The following is a 20,311-nucleotide window of genomic DNA, read 5'->3' as shown; positions in this document are numbered from 1 at the left end:
ATCGCGGACCACATGGTGGCGACCGCGTCGTGGGTCTGACCCCACGACAGCGCGGGCCGCACATCGCGCACGACCGCATCGGGGCCCTCGCCGCGGGGCTCCCGGGGGGGCGGGGGGGAGGCGGCGCGGCCGCGCGCCGGTGGCTCGGGCTGTTCGTGGCGCGCACGCCGGGATTGTCCGGACCGATCGGGCGCGGCCGGTGACTCGGGCCGCGCGTGGCGACCACCGGCGCGCGGGTCGGGCACGACCGGGATCGGTTCGGTTTCGTCGTTCATCTCGCCGTACAGTTTCACACCATCGTGCTGTGGAGAAGCTGAGAAATCGCTTCGGGGGTTGTGACATCCTGCACGATGAGCGCGGCGAATGCACATCCACTGCGGGTCTACCCGGTGCGCGCTGCGCGCAATCCCACCAGGGCGCACAGGCTGTCGAGGTGGCGTTCGAACACCTCGGCGCGGTCGGTGAAGGTGTCCGCACCGTACATGTCGAACACCTCGAAGCTCACCGCGCCGAACAGCCCCGTCCACAGCGAGATTCCGCGCACCAGCGCCCAATCCGGCAGTGTCAGACCGAATTCCGACCGGATCCGCACCAGGTCGCCCGCCAGTCGCTCCGACACCGCCGGCGGCTGCGCGGGTTCGGCGAGAAGGTCTGCGCGATAGGCGTTTTCGAGCACGACGAGCAGGGCGCCGATGACCCGCGTGCCCGGCGCGACGGTCTGTTCGGCCGGGGCGTGGTAGCCCGGCACCGGCGTGCCGAACAGCAGTCCGTAGCCCGCCGGTTCGCCCAGCGCCCAGGTGCGGACCGCGCGACCGATGACGCGCAGACGCTCGGCGGGGTCGGCCGGGGCCTGCGCCAGCGCGGCGTCGACGGCGTCGGCGAGTTCGGTGTAGCCGTCGACGACGAGCATGGTGAGCAGTTCGTCGCGGCTGCTGACGTACCGGTACACCGCCGAGGAGACGACGCCGAGATCGCGGGCCACCGCCCGCAGCGACAGCGCCGCCGCGCCGTGCTGGGCCAGGTGCTCGCGCCCGATGCGCACGATGTCTGCCATGGTGCGGGCGCGCGCACGCGCCCTCGGTGTCGTGGCCATGGTTTCACCATGCCATATCGAGAGCACCGCATCCACATGCGATCACCGCTTCCGGCACCTCGAATGCGATTGCGCTGGTGAGCACTACCGAGTGGTTAGGGGATACCGGGCGACACAGGTACTGTACTCGGTAGTAACGTAAGCAGCGTCACAGGCGACACCGAGCAAGGAGCGGCGACATGGCCCAGCCCGATACCGATTTCGACGTGCTCATCGTGGGCTCCGGTTTCGGCGGCAGCGTCACCGCGCTGCGGCTGGTGGAGAAGGGCTACCGGGTCGGTGTGCTCGAGGCGGGGCGGCGCTTCGCCGACGACGAACTGCCCGACACCAGCTGGGATCTGCGCAAGTTCCTGTGGGCGCCCAAGCTGGGCTGCTACGGGATCCAGCGCATCCATCTGCTGCGCGATGTGCTGATCCTGGGCGGCGCGGGAGTCGGCGGCGGCTCCCTCAACTACGCGAACACCCTCTACGTGCCGCCGGACCCGTTCTTCCACGACGCGCAATGGCGCGAGATCACCGACTGGCGCTCGGAGCTGACGCCCTACTACGAGCAGGCCACGAAAATGCTCGGCGTAGTGCGCAATCCGCACATCACGCCCGCCGACGAGGTCTTCCAGCAGGTCGCCGAGGACATGGGCGTGGGCGACACGTTCGTACAGACACCGGTGGGGGTGTTCTTCGGCGAGCCCGGCAAGCGGGTGTCCGACCCGTATTTCGGTGGCGTCGGACCGGACCGCACGGGCTGCCTCGAGTGCGGCGAGTGCATGACCGGCTGCCGCCACGGCGCCAAGAACACGCTCGTCAAGAACTACCTGTATCTCGCGGAACAAGCTGGCGCGCAGGTGATCCCGCTGACCACGGTGACGGCGGTGCGGCCGCTGGAAGGCGGGGCGTGGCAGGTCGACACCCAGCGCACGGGCGCGTGGCTGCGCAAGTCGCCGCAGTCGTACACCGCCGGGCACGTGGTGCTGGCCGCGGGCACTCGCGGCACCCAGCAGTTGCTGTTCGCGATGCGCGACAAGGGTGTCCTGCCGGGCCTGTCGCCGCGGCTGGGCGAGCTGACCCGCACCAATTCCGAGTCGATCGTGGGGGCGGCGACCCGCACCGTGGATCCGGATCGCGACTTCACCCGCGGCGTGGCCATCACCTCCTCGATCCATCCCACTCCCGACACCCACATCGAACCGGTGCGCTACGGCAAGGGCTCCAACTCGATGGGCCTGCTGCAGACGCTGATGGTCGACGGCGGCGGACGCGTGCCGCGCTGGCTGCGGTTCCTGTGGGAGGTGCTGCGCCATCCACTGCAGCTGCTGTCGATGCTGCGGGTGAAGAACTGGAGCGAGCGCACCGTCATCTCGCTGGTCATGCAGCACCTGGACAATTCGATCACCACCTACACCAAGCGCGGCCTGTTCGGGCGGAAGCTCACCTCGAAACAGGGCCACGGCGAACCGAATCCGACGTGGATCCCGGCGGGGAACGAGGCGACGCGCCGGGTGGCGGAGAAGATCGGCGGTATCGCGGGCGGCACCTGGGGCGAGATCTTCAATATCCCGCTGACGGCGCATTTCCTGGGCGGCGCGGCGATCGGCGCGGACGCCGAGCACGGGGTGATCGACCCGTATCACCGCGTGTACGGCTATCCGACGCTGAGCGTGGTGGACGGGGCGGCGGTGTCGGCCAATCTGGGCGTGAATCCGTCGCTGACCATCACCGCGCAGGCCGAGCGGGCGGCGGCGCTGTGGCCGAACAAGGGCGAGCAGGACACCCGCCCGCCCCAGCAGGCCCCGTACGAGCGGATCTCTCCGGTGGCCCCGCAGCGGCCGGTCGTGCCCGCCGGCGCGCCCGCGGCGCTGGTGCTGCCGATCGTCGAGATCCGCCGCGACACCGCCTGAGCTTTCCGCGCCCCGCCCGACGATCGCCGGTGGAGTCCGCGCCCACCGGCATCAGGCGGCACCGCGCACCCGGAAAGACGCCTGCGACGGCATGACATGCAATGGTGCATCGAATGCATCCATGCACCCAATGCCATTCCGGCGCAAGATTTTACGACCCGGCACCGGGCGAGCGCGGGCCTGCGCCGATGTTCACTGGTCGGGGATGTGGGCGAAGCCCATGGGCGAGGTGGGGGGCGGGGCGGTGGACACCGGTGCGCGGAATTCCTGGAGGGCGGTGAGGACGTCGACGTGGCGGGCGGCGTAGCAGCGGACCTGCGGGAGCGCGTGGCCGACCTCGCTGCGTTCCAGCGGTTCGGCGTCGAGGTAGCCGACGGCGGTCAGGTCGATGCGCAGCCGGTCGGCGATGCGGGCGATGGCCGCGGATTTACGTCCCCAGCCGACCTCGACGGCGGCGAAGGCGGCGTGCAGCCCGTGCCGGTGCAATTTGTCGCTGGTCCAGTCCCATTCGCCGCGGCTGGCGACGGCGTGCACGACCCCGCGGCGGGCCAGAGTGCGTAGCGCGCGCACGGCGTCGGGCCGCAGCGGCCCGCTCGTCGAATCGCACACCACGCCGTCCCACAGCGTGTTGTCCAGTTCCCAGACAAGGCATTTCACGGCCGGTGCTGTCATGTCGTCCCCACGCTCTCGTGTTTTCGGAACGGGCGGTTACAGATACGGCGCCACCAGTGGCACCGCCTCGACCGGATGCCCGGCCTCGATGGGCGCGCCGATCGAGGCCAGCCGCCAGTTGGCGTTCTCGCGATACACCTTCGCCACCACCATGGCGGTGTGCGGGCCGCCGCCGCGCAGATTGCCGCGCACGAGTTCGGCGTTGGTGGAGCCGTCGACCATGCGCCAGTAGCCGTTGCGGATGCGTTCGAAGGTGTGCCCGGCGTAGGAGGTGACGACGAAGACCATCGCCGTCACCTGTGTCGGCAACCGGCCCAGGTCGACGGTGATCACCTCGTCGTCGCCCTTGCCCTCACCGGTCAGGTTGTCCCCGGAGTGCCGCACCGCCCCGTCGCGGGACGCGAGTTGCTGGTAGAAGGCGACATCCACGAGGTCGTGGCCGACGAACAGCAGCGCCGAGGCGTCCAGGTCGATCTCGAGATCGCGCAGCCCGCGCGGGCCGTGCACCTTCACCGGGTCCCAGCCGACCGCCATCTTCACCAGCGACAGATCGCCTTTGCGGATCTCGCTTAGCGCGACTTCCTGCCCGGGGTCGAGCACCGCGGGACCGCGGTAGACCTCGGCGGCGGGACCGCCCACGGGGACGCCGTGCGCGGTGACCAGGGCGGCGAATCCGGCGGGATAACCGTGCCCGAGCGTGCGCACCTGCCACTCGGCGCCGGCGCGGTCCAGGTCGAAGGCGATGACCGCCGATTCCTGGCTCACATCGTCGATCACGTACTCGTACACCAGGTTTCCGGCGGCGTCCTCGATGAGGACCTGCGGCGGCGCGAAACCGGCGAACTGGGCCGCGGTGTCCTCGAGCGACAGCGACACCCGCACGTGCTGGATGTCGGGCGGCAGTTGCCGCAGCGCGATCGACAGCGTCGCGTGCTCGGGCGCCAACCGCACGCCGGGGCCCGCGGGATGGTTGTAGAAGACCAGGTCTTCGGCCGAGCGCACGCGGCCGCCGGTGTCGAGCAGCAGTGCGGAGAGGTCGATCGGCTCGCTGTGCCGAACCGATACCACGATGTCGTCGACGGCGAGGCGGTCGACTTGTCCCTTGGTCAGCTGTGCGGCCACCCGTCCTACTTTACGTTGCCCGGCCCGTGTTCCGGCTCATCCGAATCGGCCCGGCCGGTCTCGCAACCGGCTCGGCAGCAAGCGAATTGCCGCGCCCGCGGCCCGACCGGGTACGGTAGCGGCGCGAGAAGGCACGAGCAGGCAGGAGTTCGCGGTGCGCCACAGCGTCAGGCGGGTGGTCGGGGCGGTGCTGCTGGCGGCGGCGCCGGCGGCGGCCGGGTGCGGCGCCGAGGATCCCGCGCCGGTCGCCGCGCAGCCCAGCCTCACCACGACGATCACCCCGCCCGCCCGGACCGCCACGCCGACCGCGACGGGCACCGGGTCGACGTTCGCGGCGCTGCCCACCGTCGACGAGTACGCCGACAGCGCGCTGATCGACCGCAGCGAGTGGGGCGACGACCCCGACGGCCGCCGCCTGCGCGTCTATCCCAGTCCGGCCGGGCGCGCCGACACCTTCCCCGCCGCCCTGGACCGGGCCTGGGGCGAGGTGGTCACCGCGGCGCCCGACGCCGACAGTCCCGGCATGTACGACCAGTTCAAGTGTCACTGGGAGTGGGCGCGCCTCGTCGCACCGGACAAGCCGAGCTGGAATCTGGAGCCGTGGCGACCGGCGCCGGGGTATCAGGGCACCGTGCAGGCCCGCTGCAATCCCGGCGGGCCCGATCCGGCGGGCAACTGAGCGGCTGTCCGGAGTGCGTGCCCGGGTTCAGAATTCGTTCAGGTCACCCAGATCCGCCGAGAGCCAGTGGTCGGGCCGCATGTACACCGCCGACTGCTCGCCGAGGCTTTCGGCGAACTTCAGGTATCCGGCGACCTTGTCCTCGGGCAGGTAGCGCCGCACCATCGCCTCGTGCAGTGTGTCGGTGGCCGGGACGATCCGCGTGATGGGACCCTCCGCGGTCACGTACCTGACGGTCGGTTCGACGCGTTCGACCATGAGGCTGAACCGCCCCGCGGCCCGCAGCAGCGTCATCTTCTTCGATTCCGGACCGGTCAGCAACCACAGCTCGCCGCCGGGAACGTAGTCGTACCAGATCGGTACGGTGAGTGGTCCGCGGTCGGGTCCGGCGGCGATCGCCAGCGCCCCGACATGCGGTTCGGACAGGAACTTCTCGCGGTCTCGCGGAGTCAGCGCCATGGTGTCCACCGTACCGTGCGCCGTGCGCGCCGCGGCGGCGGCCGAAACTCGTTGTCCGGGAGAACCTTCGAACAGGTCGCGAAATATGCGTATCGTTGAGGGGTCGGATCGTTGGTGAGGTCGGAGCGTCACGACCCGAAGGGAGCGTCGCGTTGCGGTCATCTGCGTCATGGACTGTCCCCGACGGACCGCCACCGACCGTTCCCGCGGCGGCGCTGCGCGAGTTGTTCCCCGCGCTGGCCGAGTCCGCCGAGGTGTATCTCGACAGCGCGTCCACCACGCAGAAGCCGCGCCCGGTGATCGAGGCCGTGCACCGCTACCACAGTTCCCGCACCGCCAACGCCGGGCGCGGCAGCTACCCGTGGGCGACCACCCTCACCCGCGCCGTCGCCGGGGTCCGCGCCCGCACCGCCGAATTCCTCGGCGCCGCACCGGAAGAGGTCGTGTTCACCGCGGGCGCCACCGCGGGCCTCAACGCCGTCGCGCTGGCGTGGGGCCTGGCCACCCTCGACGACGGCGACGAAATCCTGTACAGCCCACGCGATCACTCCTCCAACGTGTATCCCTGGCAGCACCTGCAGGCGACGCTGCGCCGGTTCGGTCGCCACATCCGGCTGGTCCCCTACCGGGTGACCGCGCTCGGCGAGGCCGACATCGACGACATCGCCGCCAAACTCGGGCCGCGTACCCGCCTGATCACGGTCTCGCACCTGCATCACGTGTTCGGTGCCCGCACCACACTCGAGGAGTTGCGCGGCCGCCTCGATCCGCGGGTGCTGCTGTGTTTCGACTGCAGCCAGAGCGCCGGGCACATACCGGTCGACGTCGAGGAACTCGGCGCGGATTTCGCGGTGTTGTCGGCGCACAAGATGTTCGGCGCGCCCGGCACCGGTGTGCTGTATTGCCGCGGCCGCGTGCACGATCAGCTCACCGCGTTCCTGCCCGGCGGCAATTCCGGTGTGGCGGCGACGGATTCGGGGCTGGCGGCGGGCCCCATGCCCGACCGGCTGGAAGGCGGCACACCCAATCTGCCCGGTCTGCTCGCCCTCGGCGCGGCGCTGGAGTTCCTGGACACGATCGGGCTGGACACGATCGCCGCGCACAACCAGGCGTTGACCGGGCAACTGATCGAGGGCCTGCGCGCGGTGCCGGGGCTGGAGTTCCTGCCCGGCCCGGCGTACGCGCCGTGCGAGACCGGGTACGGCATCGTGTCGTTCACTCTCGACGGCATCGGCGCCACCGATCTGGGTTTCGTGCTCGCCGAGTCCGGATTCCTGGTCCGCACCGGCGCGCACTGCGTCCCGTCGGGCAGCGCCGCTGTCGCCGACGACGATTCGGTACGGGTGAGCACCCACCTGTACAACACCGCCGCGGAGATCGACCGATTCGTGCGGTGTGTCACCACCATTGCCACGGAGGTCCGATGACAACCGATCCGGCGCACCCCCGCTACGACCGGCGCGCGGCCTCCCGCGTCCTCGCCGGGCTGGCCCGCCCCGGCCTGTTCGCCGACCCGCCCGATCCCGGACCGCTCGAGAGCGAATACCGCACCGCGGCAATGCGTCCCGAACCCGGCGCCCATCTGACGCTGTCACAGCGGCTGTATCTGGAACGGTTCATGCGGCCCTGCCGCGCCGACCAGGTCACCAGCGCCACCCACCGGGTCGAGTGGACCGACTCCGACGGCATCCCCAACACCGGGCACTTCCATGCCGGCGGCCTGGGCCCGATCGTGCCGATCGCGATGCGGGAAACGGTGCTGCGGCTGTGGCACGCCCTGGCCGGCGACGCGGCCCTGGCCGGCCGGATCACCGCCCTCGGCCCGCGCGATCGCGCCGTGCTGGCGGGCACCACCACCGATCACGACCCGATCGACATCTTCCGGGTCGGGATCGAGGCGTGCGGGCGCGTACTGGCCCAGCACGCGCTGCTGGCCCGCTGGACGCCCTACCGCACACCGGCCGAATTCGCTTGCGGCATCCGCGATTCGGGCATCTTCGCGGCCGTGGCCACCCGCTGGTTCTGGGAGTTGCAGGCCTCCACCTACCGGCGCGGCATGATCCCGGTGACCCTCGCCGCCCAGCCCGACGGCACCGTGCGCTACACCGCCGACACCGTCGCCACCCTGCGCGCGATGAAGGACGCCACCATCACCGACGCGCACACCGTGATGCGCCGCGCCACCGGCCCGGAAGGATTGTCGGTGACCGCGGCGATCGAGAAGTACCACGACGAACTGGATCTGATCTCGCGCCAGTACGCGCTGCTGGCGCCGGGCACCCGCCCGTCGTGCCTGGCGGCGATGCCGCATCGGCTCGACGGCGAACACTCCAGTGTGCTGCCGACGGTGGTGGACCGGTTCGTGGACCTGTTCTGCGACACCATCGCCACGATCACGGTGACCGAGACGCCGGGCGAATCCGAGCCCGGCGCCGGCGATCTCGCCGCCGAGGACCAGATCTTCTATGTGCCGGACATGAACTGCAAACATTGCGTGCGCACCATCACCGGCGTGCTGGAGTCGATGCGGATCCGCGTGCACGAGGTCAATCTGATCAGCAAGCGCGTGGTGGCGGAGTTCCGCAGCCCGCGCAACCGCCACCGCGCGTTCGAGGCCCTGCGCGACGGCGGCTACAACCCGGTGCGGACCCGGCCCGCGGCCGAGCCCGTCGCGTCACGCGGCGCGGAAAGCGCGGTATGACCGCCGCGCTACCCGCGCTACCGGCCAAGATCCATCCGCTGGTGCGCGCGTTCCTCGACACACCGGGCGCGGCCGCCGACGCGCTGGCCCGCTTCGGCTCCCCCGCTCACCTGGTGTTCCCGCAGGTGTACGCGGAGAACCTGGCCCGGCTGCGCGCGGTGCTGGAACGGCGGTCGCCGCGGCACCGGATCTGCTACGCGCACAAGGTGAATCGGTCGCGGGCGTTCCTGCGCACCGCCGAACAGGCCGGGATCGCCGTCGATGTCGCCTCCGCCCAGGAGCTGGCGGCGGCGGCCGAGGCCGGGTTCGGGCCCGAGCGCATCGAGGTGACCGGGCCGAAGGGTGAGACGTTGCTGCGGGGTCTGGTCGATACCGGGGTGACGGTGAACGTGGACAATCTGTGGGAGCTGCGGAGGATCGCCGAGCTGGCCGGGGAGCGCGTGGCTGTCCCTGTCCTGCTGCGTGTTTCGGGGTTCGCAGCGAGTCCGGTGAGCCGGTTCGGGATCGCGCTGGGCGAGGCCGAGGAGGCGTTGGGGGTGGCGGCGGCGCAGCGTGACCGGATCGCGTTGCGCGGGTTCGCCTTCCATATCGATTCCGGCGAACCCGCCGAACGGGTGCGTGCGGTGGAGGCGTGCCTGGGCCTGGTCGAGCGCGCCTATTCCCATGGTCTGGCGCCGGCGGTGCTCGATATCGGCGGCGGCTTCCGGCAGGTGTTCACCGCCGACGCGGACCGTTTCGACGGCTATGTCGCCGCGCTGCGGGAGGCGCTGCTGGGCCGCGGCGAGCCGATGACGTGGGGCGGCAACACTTTCGGCTTCCATGTCGACGGCGCCGGCGTGCACGGCACGCCCGTGTTCCACAAGTACGCCAACACCGTGCCCGCCGCCCGCATGCTCGACGACCTGCTCACCGCGCCGCTCGACGCGCACGGCGGGCGCACCGTCGCGCAGCTGGCCGCGGAGAACCTGCTGGAGCTGTGGCTGGAGCCGGGCAAGGCGCTGGTCGATCACGCCGGAATCACCCTGGCCCGAGTGGAATTCGTCAAACAGGCCGCCGACGGCAGCGTGCTGGTCAATCTCGACCTCAGCCGCGACACCGTCACCCCGGCCGATCAGGAGGTGATGGTGGATCCGATCGTGCTCCCCGCCGCGGGCGACAGCGGCCCCGTGGCAGAGCCCGGCCCGGTGGGAGTGTTCTTCGCCGGGCGGCTGTGCCTGGAACGCGATCTGATCACCAATCACAAGGTGTGGCTGGACGCGCGGCCGCGCCCCGGGGATCTGGTGGTGTTCCCCAATACCGCCGCCTACCATTCCGACCTGTCCGCCGCGGCCGCCTCGATGCATCCGCTGCCGCCGAAACTGGCGGTGGCACACCGGTCCGGGGAGTTCCGGATCTGCCCCGACGCCGACTACGAGCCCGCCCTCGCCGCCTCCGGGACGGTGTGATGCGCTACGACCACATCACCGACCTGATCGGCAACACCCCGCTGCTGCGGCTGGATCCGGCCGTGCACGGGCTCGAGAACGTGCAGCTGTACGCGAAACTGGAGTCCTGCAACCCGTTCGGGTCGGTCAAGGACCGGGTGGCGTGGGGCATGATCCGCGACGAACTCGACGACATCACCGCCCGCGGGCAGACGCTGATCGAGGCGTCCAGCGGCAACACCGCCAAGGCGCTGCGCATCCTGGGCGCCCTGCACGGGGTCGGGTTGCGCGCGGTCACCAACCGCATCAAGGTGTCGGAGGTGCGGGAGCTGCTGCAGCTGTTCGACACCGAGATCGAGGAGCTGCCCGGGTTGTCGGAGTGCCCGGATCCCACCACCCCCAACGACGTGTACTCGGTGATCGAGTCGACGATGGCGAAAAACCCTGGCGCCTACCATCATCCGTCGCAGTACACCAACGAGAAGAACATCGAGGCGCACTATCACGGCACCGGACGCGAGATCCACGAGGACCTCGCCCGCGACGGCGTACACCGCGTCGACTACCTCGCCGGCGGTCTGGGCACCACCGGCTCCACCCGCGGCGCGGCGTCCTATCTGCGCAAGCACAATCCGGAACTGCGCGCGCTGGCGGTGGTGTCGGAACGGTCGGACTTCATCCCCGGTATCCGGTCGGAGACCGAGATGTGGGAGGTGGGGCTGTTCCGGCCCGACTTCTACGACCACATCCTGACCGTGGACTCCGGGCGCGCCATCGACGCCACCGTGGAACTGGCCACCGGCTACGGCGTACTGGCCGGGCCCACCAGCGGCGCCACCTACGCGGCGGCGCTGGATTTCCTGGGCGCACTGGACCATTCGGCCGCCGACACCCCGGTCGTGGCGGTCATCATCGTCTGCGACCGGCTCGAACCGTACCTGTCCTATATCAAGAAGCGACGCCCGGAGTTGTTCGGGCGCAGCGGTTCCCGCACCGAGCCGCCCTCTGCCGCGGAACTGGCCGCGGTGCCGGCGCTGTCCCCGGCGGCACTGGCCGAACTCGACGCCACCGCACACCCGACGATCGTCGACACCCGCGGCGCGATGGCCTACCGGATCGGGCACGTGCCCGGCGCGTCGAACATCCGAGACGACCAGCTCGACGACATGCTGACCCACGGCATACCGTTCTCACGATCGCGTCCGGTGGTATTCGTGTGCCCCGTCGGCGAGGTGTCGCGGCGGTTCGCCGCCCTGGCCCGCCGCGCCGGATTCGACGCGTCAACCCTCGACGGCGGCATCGTCGCCTGGCGAGACGCGGGCCTGCCCATGGAGTCCGCGCCGCGCTGAGTCTCCGCGGCGGTCGAGGGCTCACAGGAGGAGGCCCTTACCGATCGCGCTGGTCGCGGCGGGTGCTGGCAGGATGGGCGGGGTGCATATCGCTGTCGGGCTGGTGATCCTCGTCGCCGTGGCGGTCGCGCTGGCGGCGCTGGCGCGCCGGCTGGGCATGGCCGAGCCGCTGCTGCTGACCGTCGCGGGCGTGGTCGCCTCGTATCTGCCGTTCATACCCCAGGTCGACATCAACTCGGAGCTGGTGCTGCTGGGGTTGCTGCCGCCGCTGCTGTACACCGCGGCGATCAACACCTCGCTGATCGAATTCCGGCCCAAGAAGCTGTCGATCGCGCTGCTGTCGGTGGGCTTGGTGCTGGCGACGACGTTCGCGGTGGCGGCGGTGGTGTGGTGGCTGCTGGGGGTGCCGTTCGCGGCGGCGGTGGCGATCGGCGCGGTGGTCGCCCCGCCGGACGCGGTGGCCGCGATCGCGGTGGCCCGCCGAGTGGGCATGCCGCGGCGCATCGTGACACTGCTCGAGGGCGAGTCGCTGTTCAACGACGCGACCGCGCTGGTGTCGCTGCGCACCGCGATCGCGGCGATGGCGGGAAGTTTCAGCGTGTGGCAGGCCGGCGGCGACTTCTTCTACGCCGCCGGTGGCGGCGCGCTGATCGGGGTGGTCGCGGCGGCGATACTGGCGCTGCTGCGCCGGCGCATCACCGATCCGGTGCTCGACACGAGCCTGTCGCTGCTGGCGCCGTTCGCGGCGTATCTGCCCGCCGAGGCCGCGCACGCCTCGGGGGTGATGTCGGTGGTGGTGTGCGGGCTGATCCTGGGCCAAGGCGCGCCGGTCTGGCAGACCGCGGCCTCGCGCATCGCCGAGCGCACCAACTGGCGCACCATCCAGTTCCTGCTGGAGAGCGCGGTGTTCCTGCTGATCGGCCTGCAGGTGCGCCATATCGTCGAGGACGCCTGGAACAGCGGGCTCGATCGCCCCACGATCGTGGGAACCTGCGCCGCGGTGCTGCTGACGGTGGTCGTGGTGCGCCCGCTCTGGGTGTTCCCCGCCACCTATTTCGCGTGGTTCGTGGAATCGCGGCCGCGCGGCAAACCGCGCCCGGCGTGGACCGGCCCGGCGGTCGTGTCGTGGTCGGGCATGCGCGGCGTGGTGACCCTGGCCGCGGCGCTGCTGCTGCCCGACGACACCCCCGAACTGGCCACACTGAAACTGATCGCGCTGGTCGTGGTGGGCGGAACACTACTGCTGCAAGGCATTTCGCTGCCGATGCTGGTGCGGCTGCTGCGGCTGCGCGGGCCCAGCCGCGCCGAGGACGCGCTGCAGGAGGCCAATCTGCTGCAGCAGGCGACCACGGCCGGGCTGGCGGCGCTGGAATCGGAGATCGCGCCGGAAACGCCGCCGGAGGTGGTGACGGCGCTGCGGGATCGGGTGTCGCGCCGCGTGTTCGCCGCCTGGGAGCAGCTCGGGCGCGCGGAGTCGGTGCGGGTCACCCCCAGCGGCGAATACCGCAGGCTGCGGCTGGCGATGCTGGCCGCCGAGCGCGCCACCGTGCTGGAGGTGCGCGACGCGGGCACCGTCGACCACGAGGTCCTCGCGCACGTGCTGGGCGCACTCGACATGGAGGAGTCGACGATCGACCGGGTCGCCGAGGTCGACGACGAGCCGAGCGGGCCGCTGCGGGCCGCGGGCGGCGGTGACTGCGAGCATCTGCGCGAGGCCCCGCACACCGCCCGCCCCGATACGCCCGACGCCTGCGCCGAATGCGTCGCCGAGGGTTTGACCTGGGTGCATCTGCGAATGTGCCTGTCCTGCGGGCACATCGCCTGCTGTGATTCCTCGCCGGGCAATCATGCCGGTGGCCACTTCCGCGCCACCGGGCATCCGGTGATGCGCAGCGTGGAGCCGGGCGAGAAGTGGCGCTGGTGCTATGTCGATGAGCTGCTGGGCTGAGGGCCGTTAGGGTGGGCGCGTGCACACTGGTCAGGACTCCGCCGGCGCCGAACCTCGGATCTGGGGCGGCACGACGCTCACCGAACGCCGCGAGGCGCGACGCACCGCGCTGCTGGAGGCCGCGCTCGACCTGATCGGCGAGGCGGGCGCCGGCGCGGTGACGATGCGCGCGGTGTGCCGGACGGCCACGCTCACCGACCGCTATTTCTACGAGAGTTTCGCCAGCCGTGACGATCTGCTGGATACGCTCTACCGTCAGGTCGCCGAGGAGTTCCTGGCGCCGATGACCGCTTTCGCCGCCGCGGACAGTCCCGCGCGCGACCGGGAACTGGCGGGTGTGCTCGTGGACAAGGTGCTCGAGGACCCGCGCAAGTCGCGGCTGTTCCTGGTGGAGCCGTATTCGAGTACGGGCTTGGGGCAGACCACGATCGCGGTGATGCCGACGTTCACCCGGCTCATCCAGGACCACCTGTTCGGACACATACAGGATCCGGTGCGCCGCCGCATGGCCGCGGTCACCATGGCCTCCGGCAACGCGGGCATGTTCTCGGCGTGGCTGAACGGTTCGCTCAAGGTGACGCGGGAGCAGGTGGTGGATCACCTGGTCGAGGTGATCACCGTGTACCGCGCCCTCTACCGCGACTGACTGCGGCCGCACGACGGTGGTGCGATTCCGCTCACAGCAGGGTTGCCGGGCGCTGCCGGGCGGGTGTCTACTGTGCGACGCACGGTGAACAAGCCCGACCAGGAGTGCGCCGTCCGGCTGTCCGAGCCGGACCACTCCGCGGCGCGAAAGGAGGTGGTCGACGTGTCAGACGGTGACAGTACGCAATTCGCTTGTGCCGACACGATTTTCGGCGACCACTCCGCTGCGCGCCCCCGCCCGCCCCTGCGCGGGTAGCCCGCCGCGCGTCCCGGTCGCCACGAGCCTGCGGGAGGGCTGACTCATGACGACCTTCGACATGCTGGCGCGGCTGGCCACCGGCGTGGGCCTGGGCGTGGCGATCGGGCTGGAGCGCCAGTACCGGGCGCGGATGGCCGGGCTGCGCACCAACGCACTCGTCTCGGCCGGGGCGACGCTGTTCGTGCTGCTGTCCGCACACGGCTTCCACGGCGGCGCCGCCGACCCGACACGTGTTGCCGCGCAGATCGTTTCGGGCATCGGCTTCCTCGGCGCGGGAGTGATCATGCGGGAGGGCGCGAGCGTGCGCGGGCTGAACACCGCCGCCACGCTGTGGTGCTCGGCGGCGATCGGCGCGCTCGCGGGCGCGGGCATGTACGGCACCGCCGCGGCGGGCACGATCGCGGCGGTCGCGGTCAACACCGCCCTGCGCTGGGCCGGTCGCGCGGTGGACCGCCACCCCGAGTCGGGCCGCGAGCAGCGCGCGGACTACGTGTTCACCGCGGTCACCGACGACGCCGCCGAGGCGCACGTGCGGGCGCTACTGGTACAGGCGTTGGCGCGCACCGACTTCCGGCTGGTGTCGGTGTCGAGCCGCAACCTCGCCGAGCCGGGTGCGACGGCCGCGCGCGGGCGGGTGCGGGTGTGCGCCGAACTGTCCGGCGATCAGCGCGACGACCGCCAGATGGAGGCGGCGGTCAGCCGGCTGAGCCTGGAACCGTCGGTGACCAGCGTCGGTTGGAGCATTCCCGACACCACCGACGTCGTGGGATGACCCGTGCTCAGCGGGTCTCGCGGGCGGGTTCCTGCGATTGCGCGGCCCGCAGCCGGGCCTCGAGGCCGTCGAGCACGCACAGCAGGCCGAAGTCGTAGGCGACCATACGGGCGGTGGCGGGGTCGGTGGGCATGTATTCGCGGTAGTCGCGCAGCATCTCCGGGTAGTCGGGGGCGACCCGTTCCAGGGTGGTCATCGCATTGTCGTAGTCCCACTCCGGGCCGTCGGACACTCGTTTCAGGCTGATCTCCGGAAGTACCTGTCCCAGGACGAAACTCATCACCATGCCCGACGCCAGGTAGATGTCCAGGCCGGTGAATCCGGCCTGCACGAACGCCCGGCGCAGCCGGTCGCTGAGTTCGAACGCCTTCGGCCCGACCATGGGCATCTGCCCGATGAGCCCCGCCACCCAGCGATGCTCGAGCATGGTGACGCGCAGGCTGTAGACGAAGGTCGTGATCACCTCGCGCCAGGGCTTGCGCTCCGGGTCGGGCACCTCGACGTAGCCCCAGAACTCGTCGAGCACCAGCTCGAGCAGGTCGTTCTTGTTCGCAACGTGCCAGTACAGGCTGGTCGCCCCGGCGTGGAGTTTGGCGCCGAGCTTGCGCATGCTCAGCGCCTCGAGCCCCTCGGCGTCGAGCAGTTCCAGTGCCGCGGCCACGATCTGCTCGCGCCCGAGGCCCGACGTCCGCGCCGGGCGCGGCGGGCGGGTCCACACGGAGGAAAACTTCTCGGCCACCGCCTCACCCTAATTCACTGGCACAGTGTTCGAGTTTATCGTACGGTGTGCGAGTGGAATCGAACACTGTACGAGATTCGTCCGGCGAGGTCGCCCGCGATCCGCGCCGCTGGTGGATCCTGGCGGTCCTCTGCCTGTCCCTGCTGGTGCTCATGATCGACGGCACCGTCCTCAACCTGGCCATACCGTCACTGATCCGGGAACTCGGGGCCGGCCCCGCCGATATCCAATGGATCCTCGACGCCTACATCCTCGTGTTCGCGGGCCTGCTGCTCACCGCGGGCGCGCTGTCGGACCGATTCGGGCGCCGCCGCATGCTGATCACCGGACTCGCCGTGTTCGGCGTGGCCTCGCTGGTGGCGGTGCTGTCGACCGAACCGTGGCAGGTGATCGCCTCCCGCGCCGCCATGGGCGTCGGCGGATCGCTGCTGATGCCCTCGACCCTGTCGATCCTGATGACCACCTTCGCCGAGGACGAGCGCCGCAAGGCGATGGCCGGATGGTCGACGGTCTCGATGGTCGGCATCGTCGCCGGCCCGACCCTGGGCGGGCTGCTGCTCCAGCACTTCTGGTGGGGTTCGGTGTTCCTGCTGAACATCCCCGTCGCGATCCTCGCGATCGCCGCCGCCGTGGTCCTCATGCCGGAGACCTTCGGCGAGCAGCGGCCGGTGGACCTGGTCGGGGTGGGGCTGTCGATCGTGGCGCTCACCGCGACGGTGTACGTCATCATCGAACGCGAATGGAACATCCTGGTGATCGCCCTGGCGGTCCTGGCCGCGGCCGGATTCGCCTACTGGGAACACCGCTCCGAACATCCGATGCTGCCGCTGGAAGTGTTCCGCAACCGCGACTTCACCGGCACCTGCCTGACGCTACTGCTGATGGTGTTCGGCATGGGCGCGGTGCTGCTCATGCTCACCCAGTACCTGCAGTTCGTGCTCGACTACACCCCGATGAAGGCCGGGTTCGCGCTGCTGCCGTACGCGGTCGCCGCCGCGGTGTGCAACGGGCTGGGCGCCACGCTGGGCAAGACGCTGAGCAACAAGACGCTCATCGTGTCGGGCCTGCTGGTGATGGGCGCGGCCTTCGCGGTCCTCGCCAACGCCGACAGCTACCTGTGGGTACTGGTGTCGATGCTGGTGATGGGTGTGGGCGGCGGCCTGGCCGGGCCCTCGGCCTACGCCTCGATCATGAGCGCCATCCCGCTCGAGCACGCCGGTGTGGGCTCGGCCATGAACGACACCCTGCAACAGGTCGGCCAGGCGCTGAGCATCGCGGTACTCGGCAGCGTCCTCGCGGGCGTGTTCACCTCCCACATGCCCGCCGAGATCCCCGCCGCCGCCCGCGACAACATCGGCGCCGCCCTCCAGCTCGGCTTCACCGAACCCGCACGCTCGGCATTCACCACCGCCATGCACTACGGCTCCTGGATCAGCGCCGGATTCGCCATCGCCGCAGCCCTTCTGGGCCTGATCCTGCTCCGCACCCGCAAACCCAGCCAACACCAGGAACCCGAATCCGCCTCGGTAGCGTGACGACGCGCCGCGCCCGCCACTTCTCGGCGGGTGCGGTCCGCCACGTCCTCGGTCACCGCCGAATTCCGCCACTCGCTGCGGCACACCGTTCGGCAGATCTCGTCATGGACGGATTGCTCGGTCAGCGACTCAGATCTTCATCCAGCTTGTGTGGTGCTCGGCTGCTTTCTCGATGCGCACCCGGATGACTGTCGACCGACTCGTCACCTGGACCACAAGTAGGCCAACAGACAGCGGCGACGCATACGGCGGCCGGCATACCCACCGCCAGTGTGAGGCCGAGGATCACGAGCCCGCTCATCCGGGCCGCCCAGTCGACGCAACCGCCCAGCGGGCGAAACTCATTCGCGGGCAGACCGTTTCCACGTCGACGACATGCATCAGGGCGTGCAGGGTGATTGCGTCCAAGTGATCCGACGACGGCGTGATCACCACATCGACATCGGCCGAACGCACCTGATCGACCAATGGCAACACACTGGCAACCGGTGGCCACACCAAGACGTAGCCGAGACTGCGTGCCAGTCGTCCGACCCGCGCGGCGTCCCATCGCGGCGCTGTGGTCACATTCGGGTCGATCCACCCGAGCGCGGTCGGGAACGCTCTCAGCGCTGCCGCCCGAGAGGAGTCGGCGTCGCCATCGTGCTGGTCACCCATTCCGGCAATGTCATCGACCCGGCATCAGCTTCTCTCATCCCTGTTCCTCTCTCCGCGTGGCGTGCCCTCACAACGGTCGCAGGTGCGTGTAGTGGTGACACCTGCTGAAAGGAGCGCGAATCGCCCAGTTACCAGGTGATCTGACCTGCTGTTATAGCCAAAGAAGGCCTGTTGCCCATTGCGATGGGTAACATGGGCGCGCCGCGTTCGTTCCCAGAGAAGGGATACTCACCGTGGGAGTGCCGTCCAGCCCGTCGAGCGCAAATCTGCGGGCACACCGATCCGCAACGCCGCAGGCACGCGGTCGCGAGATGGCGGCTGCGGGCAAGAAGCTATGGACGGCTGTGGGATCGGTGGCACGCGCGGCAACGGAACTCATGGCGCTGTACCCGGATATACCGAGCTTGCAAGCATTTCGGTACGCGGCCGGCCTGTCTCAAGATCAGGCTGCTGAGCGCTACAACGAGGTGACCGGCTATCAGACAAGCTTGGGCGGTACTTCCATCAACGCATGGGAGAGTTGGGCTCGTGGGCGAGGTCGAGGGTCACCGCCGTCGTTGTCGAGCATATTGATCCTCTGCGCCGCATACGGTCGCGGACCATTGGGTGCTGCCGAAGAATCCATATCGCCGACCGCGCTGATCGCCGAGGCCTACGAACGGTTGCCCATCGAGGACCAACTGTCTCTCAAACAGTTCACGTCCGAATCCCGAACCGCTGCCGAGCATAACCCGCTACCTCTACCTGCCACCAAAGACGGCGCACTCCCATCGGGCTCGCCGACATGTCAAATCGGCGAGGAATTCACCCTGTCGGCGCCGACTATCGAACACGGCAATCCCGAACTCAGTGTGTTCACGCTGCCGAATCCTGATCCCGGCCGATTGTTGGACTTGACATGGGAGACATTCGGGTACGGGGTGGAACGACTATCGGCACAGATCAAAAATGTCGGAAGACGTTTGGACGTCGATATCTGTTTCGGTGTGAACGAGGCGGGGCTGGTTATGGCCACCTTTCTGGCATCTTCTAGGTTCTCCCGCTGCAAGATCGGCTATCTGCGCTGCAACAAGATTCGCGATGGGATCGATCTCGACGACGCTTCGTCTCTCCCCGATGCTCCCGATGCGACGACTATTGTCATCTGCGACTTCGAGGTGAAACACGCTGACGTCATCGGTTATCTGACGCGACGAGTTCGCGCGAAGTACCCTACGGCGGATTTGTACTTCGCCGTGTTCGGGGCCATGACAAAGAGCCGCGACCTGAGGGTGAAAAGCTTCGATGAACTCACCGGAGTGAAGATCATGCAGGCCGCCGATCTTCAAGCGGTCTTTATCGCTGCCACCATGAGCCCGCCCGGAATCGAGCCACCACTGGAGTTGCGATGATCGGCGATGAAAGGGACCAGCCGACTACTCACGGCGAGACGAGTCACGATCTCGCGCGGCACATCGCCGACCTGACACGGCGAATGATGAGCGAGATCCGGCCCCGGCTGGTCGAAGCCGCTCTGACCGGCCGCCGGGCAGAAAACGAGAACGTGCGCCACGCCGACAACTTCCTGTCCGACTACGACCTGTGGATGCATGAGCGCTACAAGGAGCGATTGGCGCAGTTCATCCCCTCGTTCGTCTATGCCTCCGAAGAAGCGGATCCGGAGATTATCGGAGAGGACCCCGACCCGGATCTGTGTGTCCTGGTCGACCCTCTCGACACGAGCGAACTGGCGGTGCGGGCATTGCACGGCTACACGCATGTGCTCGTGTACTCGCGCAGTCTGGCTCGCCCTGTCGTCGCCGTCGTGGGCGACATATTTCACCATGTGCAACTTTATGTCGCCGCACGTAATCGCGAGGGCAGGGATCGCGCATTCATGGTCACTGCCGACAGGACGGAATACGCGCTGACGCGGCCCTCGACTGCGGCCCTCTCCGATGCGTTGGTCACCAATTACATGATGCGACCCGAGCAGAGGTTCCGGCCCCTCGCCCGCCAGGACGATTTTCTCGATGCTCTCAGTGCTGTCTCCGACCGTGGCAGGGCAAACGGCCGCCTCGGAGTCGACTTCGGTTCAATCGGTCTCTGTCATGTGGCCGCGGGATTCTCCGACGCGATGATCGAATTCGCGAAGGGCTTCGCTATTTGGGACCTTCTCCCGGGCCACTACGTCCTCTACGCCGCTGGCGGCGTCGTCACCGATTTGCTGGGGATGCAGATAGAACTGGACTACGGCTTGGGTTCCATCGCGAGCATCGGCCAGGCGATGGGCCGGCGCCGAACGTTCATCGCTGCCGGTACCCACCGCCTTGCCGAGGAAATCCGGCAATCGCTTCGCGTACGCGATTGACAGGTGGCGTGG

Annotated in this window: 18 protein-coding genes and 1 pseudogene; 12 read left to right on the top strand and 7 right to left on the bottom strand. The window is 69.3% G+C overall.

Features of this window, described 5'->3' with window-relative positions; all coding sequences use genetic code 11:
* Together QH470_RS33215 and QH470_RS33210 are read right to left on the bottom strand one after the other, a co-directional pair.
* Window positions 1–275 (bottom strand): annotated as a pseudogene (locus QH470_RS33215) (hypothetical protein); the annotation flags it as partial.
* A 107-nt stretch (window positions 276–382) separates the two neighbouring features.
* Window positions 383–1,093 (bottom strand): TetR/AcrR family transcriptional regulator, encoded by a 711-nt coding sequence (locus QH470_RS33210; protein WP_280276337.1) that lies wholly within the window; start codon window positions 1,091–1,093, stop codon window positions 383–385.
* A 179-nt stretch (window positions 1,094–1,272) separates the two neighbouring features.
* Here QH470_RS33210 and QH470_RS33205 point away from each other — a divergent pair, with 179 nt between their 5' ends.
* Window positions 1,273–2,988, top strand: coding sequence for a GMC family oxidoreductase (locus QH470_RS33205; RefSeq protein ID WP_280276336.1), 1,716 nt, complete (start codon window positions 1,273–1,275; stop codon window positions 2,986–2,988).
* Window positions 2,989–3,180: 192 nt separating this feature from the next.
* Here QH470_RS33205 and QH470_RS33200 read toward each other — a convergent pair whose 3' ends face one another.
* Window positions 3,181–3,660 (bottom strand): hypothetical protein, encoded by a 480-nt coding sequence (locus tag QH470_RS33200; protein WP_280276335.1) that lies wholly within the window; start codon window positions 3,658–3,660, stop codon window positions 3,181–3,183.
* Window positions 3,661–3,696: 36 nt separating this feature from the next.
* Window positions 3,697–4,782, bottom strand: coding sequence for a TerD family protein (locus QH470_RS33195; RefSeq protein WP_280276334.1), 1,086 nt, complete (start codon window positions 4,780–4,782; stop codon window positions 3,697–3,699).
* A gap of 154 nt (window positions 4,783–4,936) precedes the next feature.
* Here QH470_RS33195 and QH470_RS33190 point away from each other — a divergent pair, with 154 nt between their 5' ends.
* On the top strand, window positions 4,937–5,461 hold the full coding sequence (locus tag QH470_RS33190) for a DUF2599 domain-containing protein (RefSeq protein ID WP_280276333.1): 525 nt from the start codon (window positions 4,937–4,939) through the stop codon (window positions 5,459–5,461).
* 27 nt (window positions 5,462–5,488) lie between these two features.
* Here the strand turns inward: QH470_RS33190 and QH470_RS33185 are convergent, their stop codons facing one another.
* Complete coding sequence (locus QH470_RS33185; protein ID WP_280276332.1) at window positions 5,489–5,920, bottom strand: pyridoxamine 5'-phosphate oxidase family protein; 432 nt, start codon at window positions 5,918–5,920, stop codon at window positions 5,489–5,491.
* Between the two features lie 152 nt (window positions 5,921–6,072).
* Here QH470_RS33185 and QH470_RS33180 point away from each other — a divergent pair, with 152 nt between their 5' ends.
* The 7 genes from QH470_RS33180 (at window position 6,073) to QH470_RS33150 (ending at window position 15,018) form a co-directional block, all read left to right on the top strand.
* Entirely contained in the window at window positions 6,073–7,347 is a 1,275-nt protein-coding gene (locus QH470_RS33180; protein ID WP_280276331.1) for an aminotransferase class V-fold PLP-dependent enzyme, read from the top strand.
* Window positions 7,344–8,621: a heavy-metal-associated domain-containing protein gene (locus tag QH470_RS33175; protein ID WP_280276330.1), complete on the top strand. Its 1,278-nt coding sequence runs from the start codon at window positions 7,344–7,346 to the stop codon at window positions 8,619–8,621. The genes QH470_RS33180 and QH470_RS33175 overlap by 4 nt, the downstream gene beginning before the upstream one ends.
* Window positions 8,618–10,066 carry a type III PLP-dependent enzyme domain-containing protein gene (locus QH470_RS33170; protein ID WP_280276329.1) on the top strand — a complete coding sequence of 483 codons (1,449 nt, stop codon included), beginning with the start codon at window positions 8,618–8,620 and terminating at the stop codon, window positions 10,064–10,066. The genes QH470_RS33175 and QH470_RS33170 overlap by 4 nt, the downstream gene beginning before the upstream one ends.
* Window positions 10,066–11,394, top strand: a complete 1,329-nt coding sequence (locus tag QH470_RS33165; protein WP_280276328.1) for a pyridoxal-phosphate dependent enzyme — start codon at window positions 10,066–10,068, stop codon at window positions 11,392–11,394. Before QH470_RS33170 ends, QH470_RS33165 begins: the two co-directional genes overlap by 1 nt.
* 73 nt (window positions 11,395–11,467) lie before the next feature.
* Window positions 11,468–13,342, top strand: a complete 1,875-nt coding sequence (locus QH470_RS33160; protein ID WP_280276327.1) for a Na+/H+ antiporter — start codon at window positions 11,468–11,470, stop codon at window positions 13,340–13,342.
* 19 nt (window positions 13,343–13,361) lie between these two features.
* Window positions 13,362–13,988 (top strand): TetR/AcrR family transcriptional regulator, encoded by a 627-nt coding sequence (locus QH470_RS33155; RefSeq protein WP_280276326.1) that lies wholly within the window; start codon window positions 13,362–13,364, stop codon window positions 13,986–13,988.
* Window positions 13,989–14,289: 301 nt separating this feature from the next.
* The gene (locus QH470_RS33150) at window positions 14,290–15,018 is read left to right on the top strand and encodes an MgtC/SapB family protein (RefSeq protein ID WP_280276325.1); all 729 of its coding nucleotides are present in this window, start codon (window positions 14,290–14,292) and stop codon (window positions 15,016–15,018) included.
* Window positions 15,019–15,025: 7 nt separating this feature from the next.
* On the opposite strand, the gene QH470_RS33145 is transcribed toward QH470_RS33150, so the two are convergent.
* Window positions 15,026–15,757 carry a TetR/AcrR family transcriptional regulator C-terminal domain-containing protein gene (locus QH470_RS33145; protein ID WP_280276324.1) on the bottom strand — a complete coding sequence of 244 codons (732 nt, stop codon included), beginning with the start codon at window positions 15,755–15,757 and terminating at the stop codon, window positions 15,026–15,028.
* A 53-nt stretch (window positions 15,758–15,810) separates the two neighbouring features.
* Here QH470_RS33145 and QH470_RS33140 point away from each other — a divergent pair, with 53 nt between their 5' ends.
* Window positions 15,811–17,292 (top strand): MFS transporter, encoded by a 1,482-nt coding sequence (locus QH470_RS33140; RefSeq protein ID WP_280276323.1) that lies wholly within the window; start codon window positions 15,811–15,813, stop codon window positions 17,290–17,292.
* Window positions 17,293–17,589: 297 nt separating this feature from the next.
* On the opposite strand, the gene QH470_RS33135 is transcribed toward QH470_RS33140, so the two are convergent.
* Complete coding sequence (locus QH470_RS33135; RefSeq protein WP_280276322.1) at window positions 17,590–17,949, bottom strand: hypothetical protein; 360 nt, start codon at window positions 17,947–17,949, stop codon at window positions 17,590–17,592.
* Window positions 17,950–18,182: 233 nt separating this feature from the next.
* Here QH470_RS33135 and QH470_RS33130 point away from each other — a divergent pair, with 233 nt between their 5' ends.
* Window positions 18,183–19,340 carry a helix-turn-helix domain-containing protein gene (locus QH470_RS33130; protein ID WP_280276321.1) on the top strand — a complete coding sequence of 386 codons (1,158 nt, stop codon included), beginning with the start codon at window positions 18,183–18,185 and terminating at the stop codon, window positions 19,338–19,340.
* Window positions 19,337–20,299 carry an inositol monophosphatase family protein gene (locus tag QH470_RS33125; RefSeq protein WP_280276320.1) on the top strand — a complete coding sequence of 321 codons (963 nt, stop codon included), beginning with the start codon at window positions 19,337–19,339 and terminating at the stop codon, window positions 20,297–20,299. The genes QH470_RS33130 and QH470_RS33125 overlap by 4 nt, the downstream gene beginning before the upstream one ends.
* Window positions 20,300–20,311 lie beyond the last annotated feature (12 nt).

Origin of the sequence: Nocardia wallacei (assembly GCF_029868745.1) — a bacterium.
Classification (GTDB): Bacteria; Actinomycetota; Actinomycetes; order Mycobacteriales; family Mycobacteriaceae; genus Nocardia; species Nocardia wallacei_B.
Note: the sequence above shows the minus strand (reverse complement) of the source record. Positions and strands in the feature narration are given on the sequence as shown.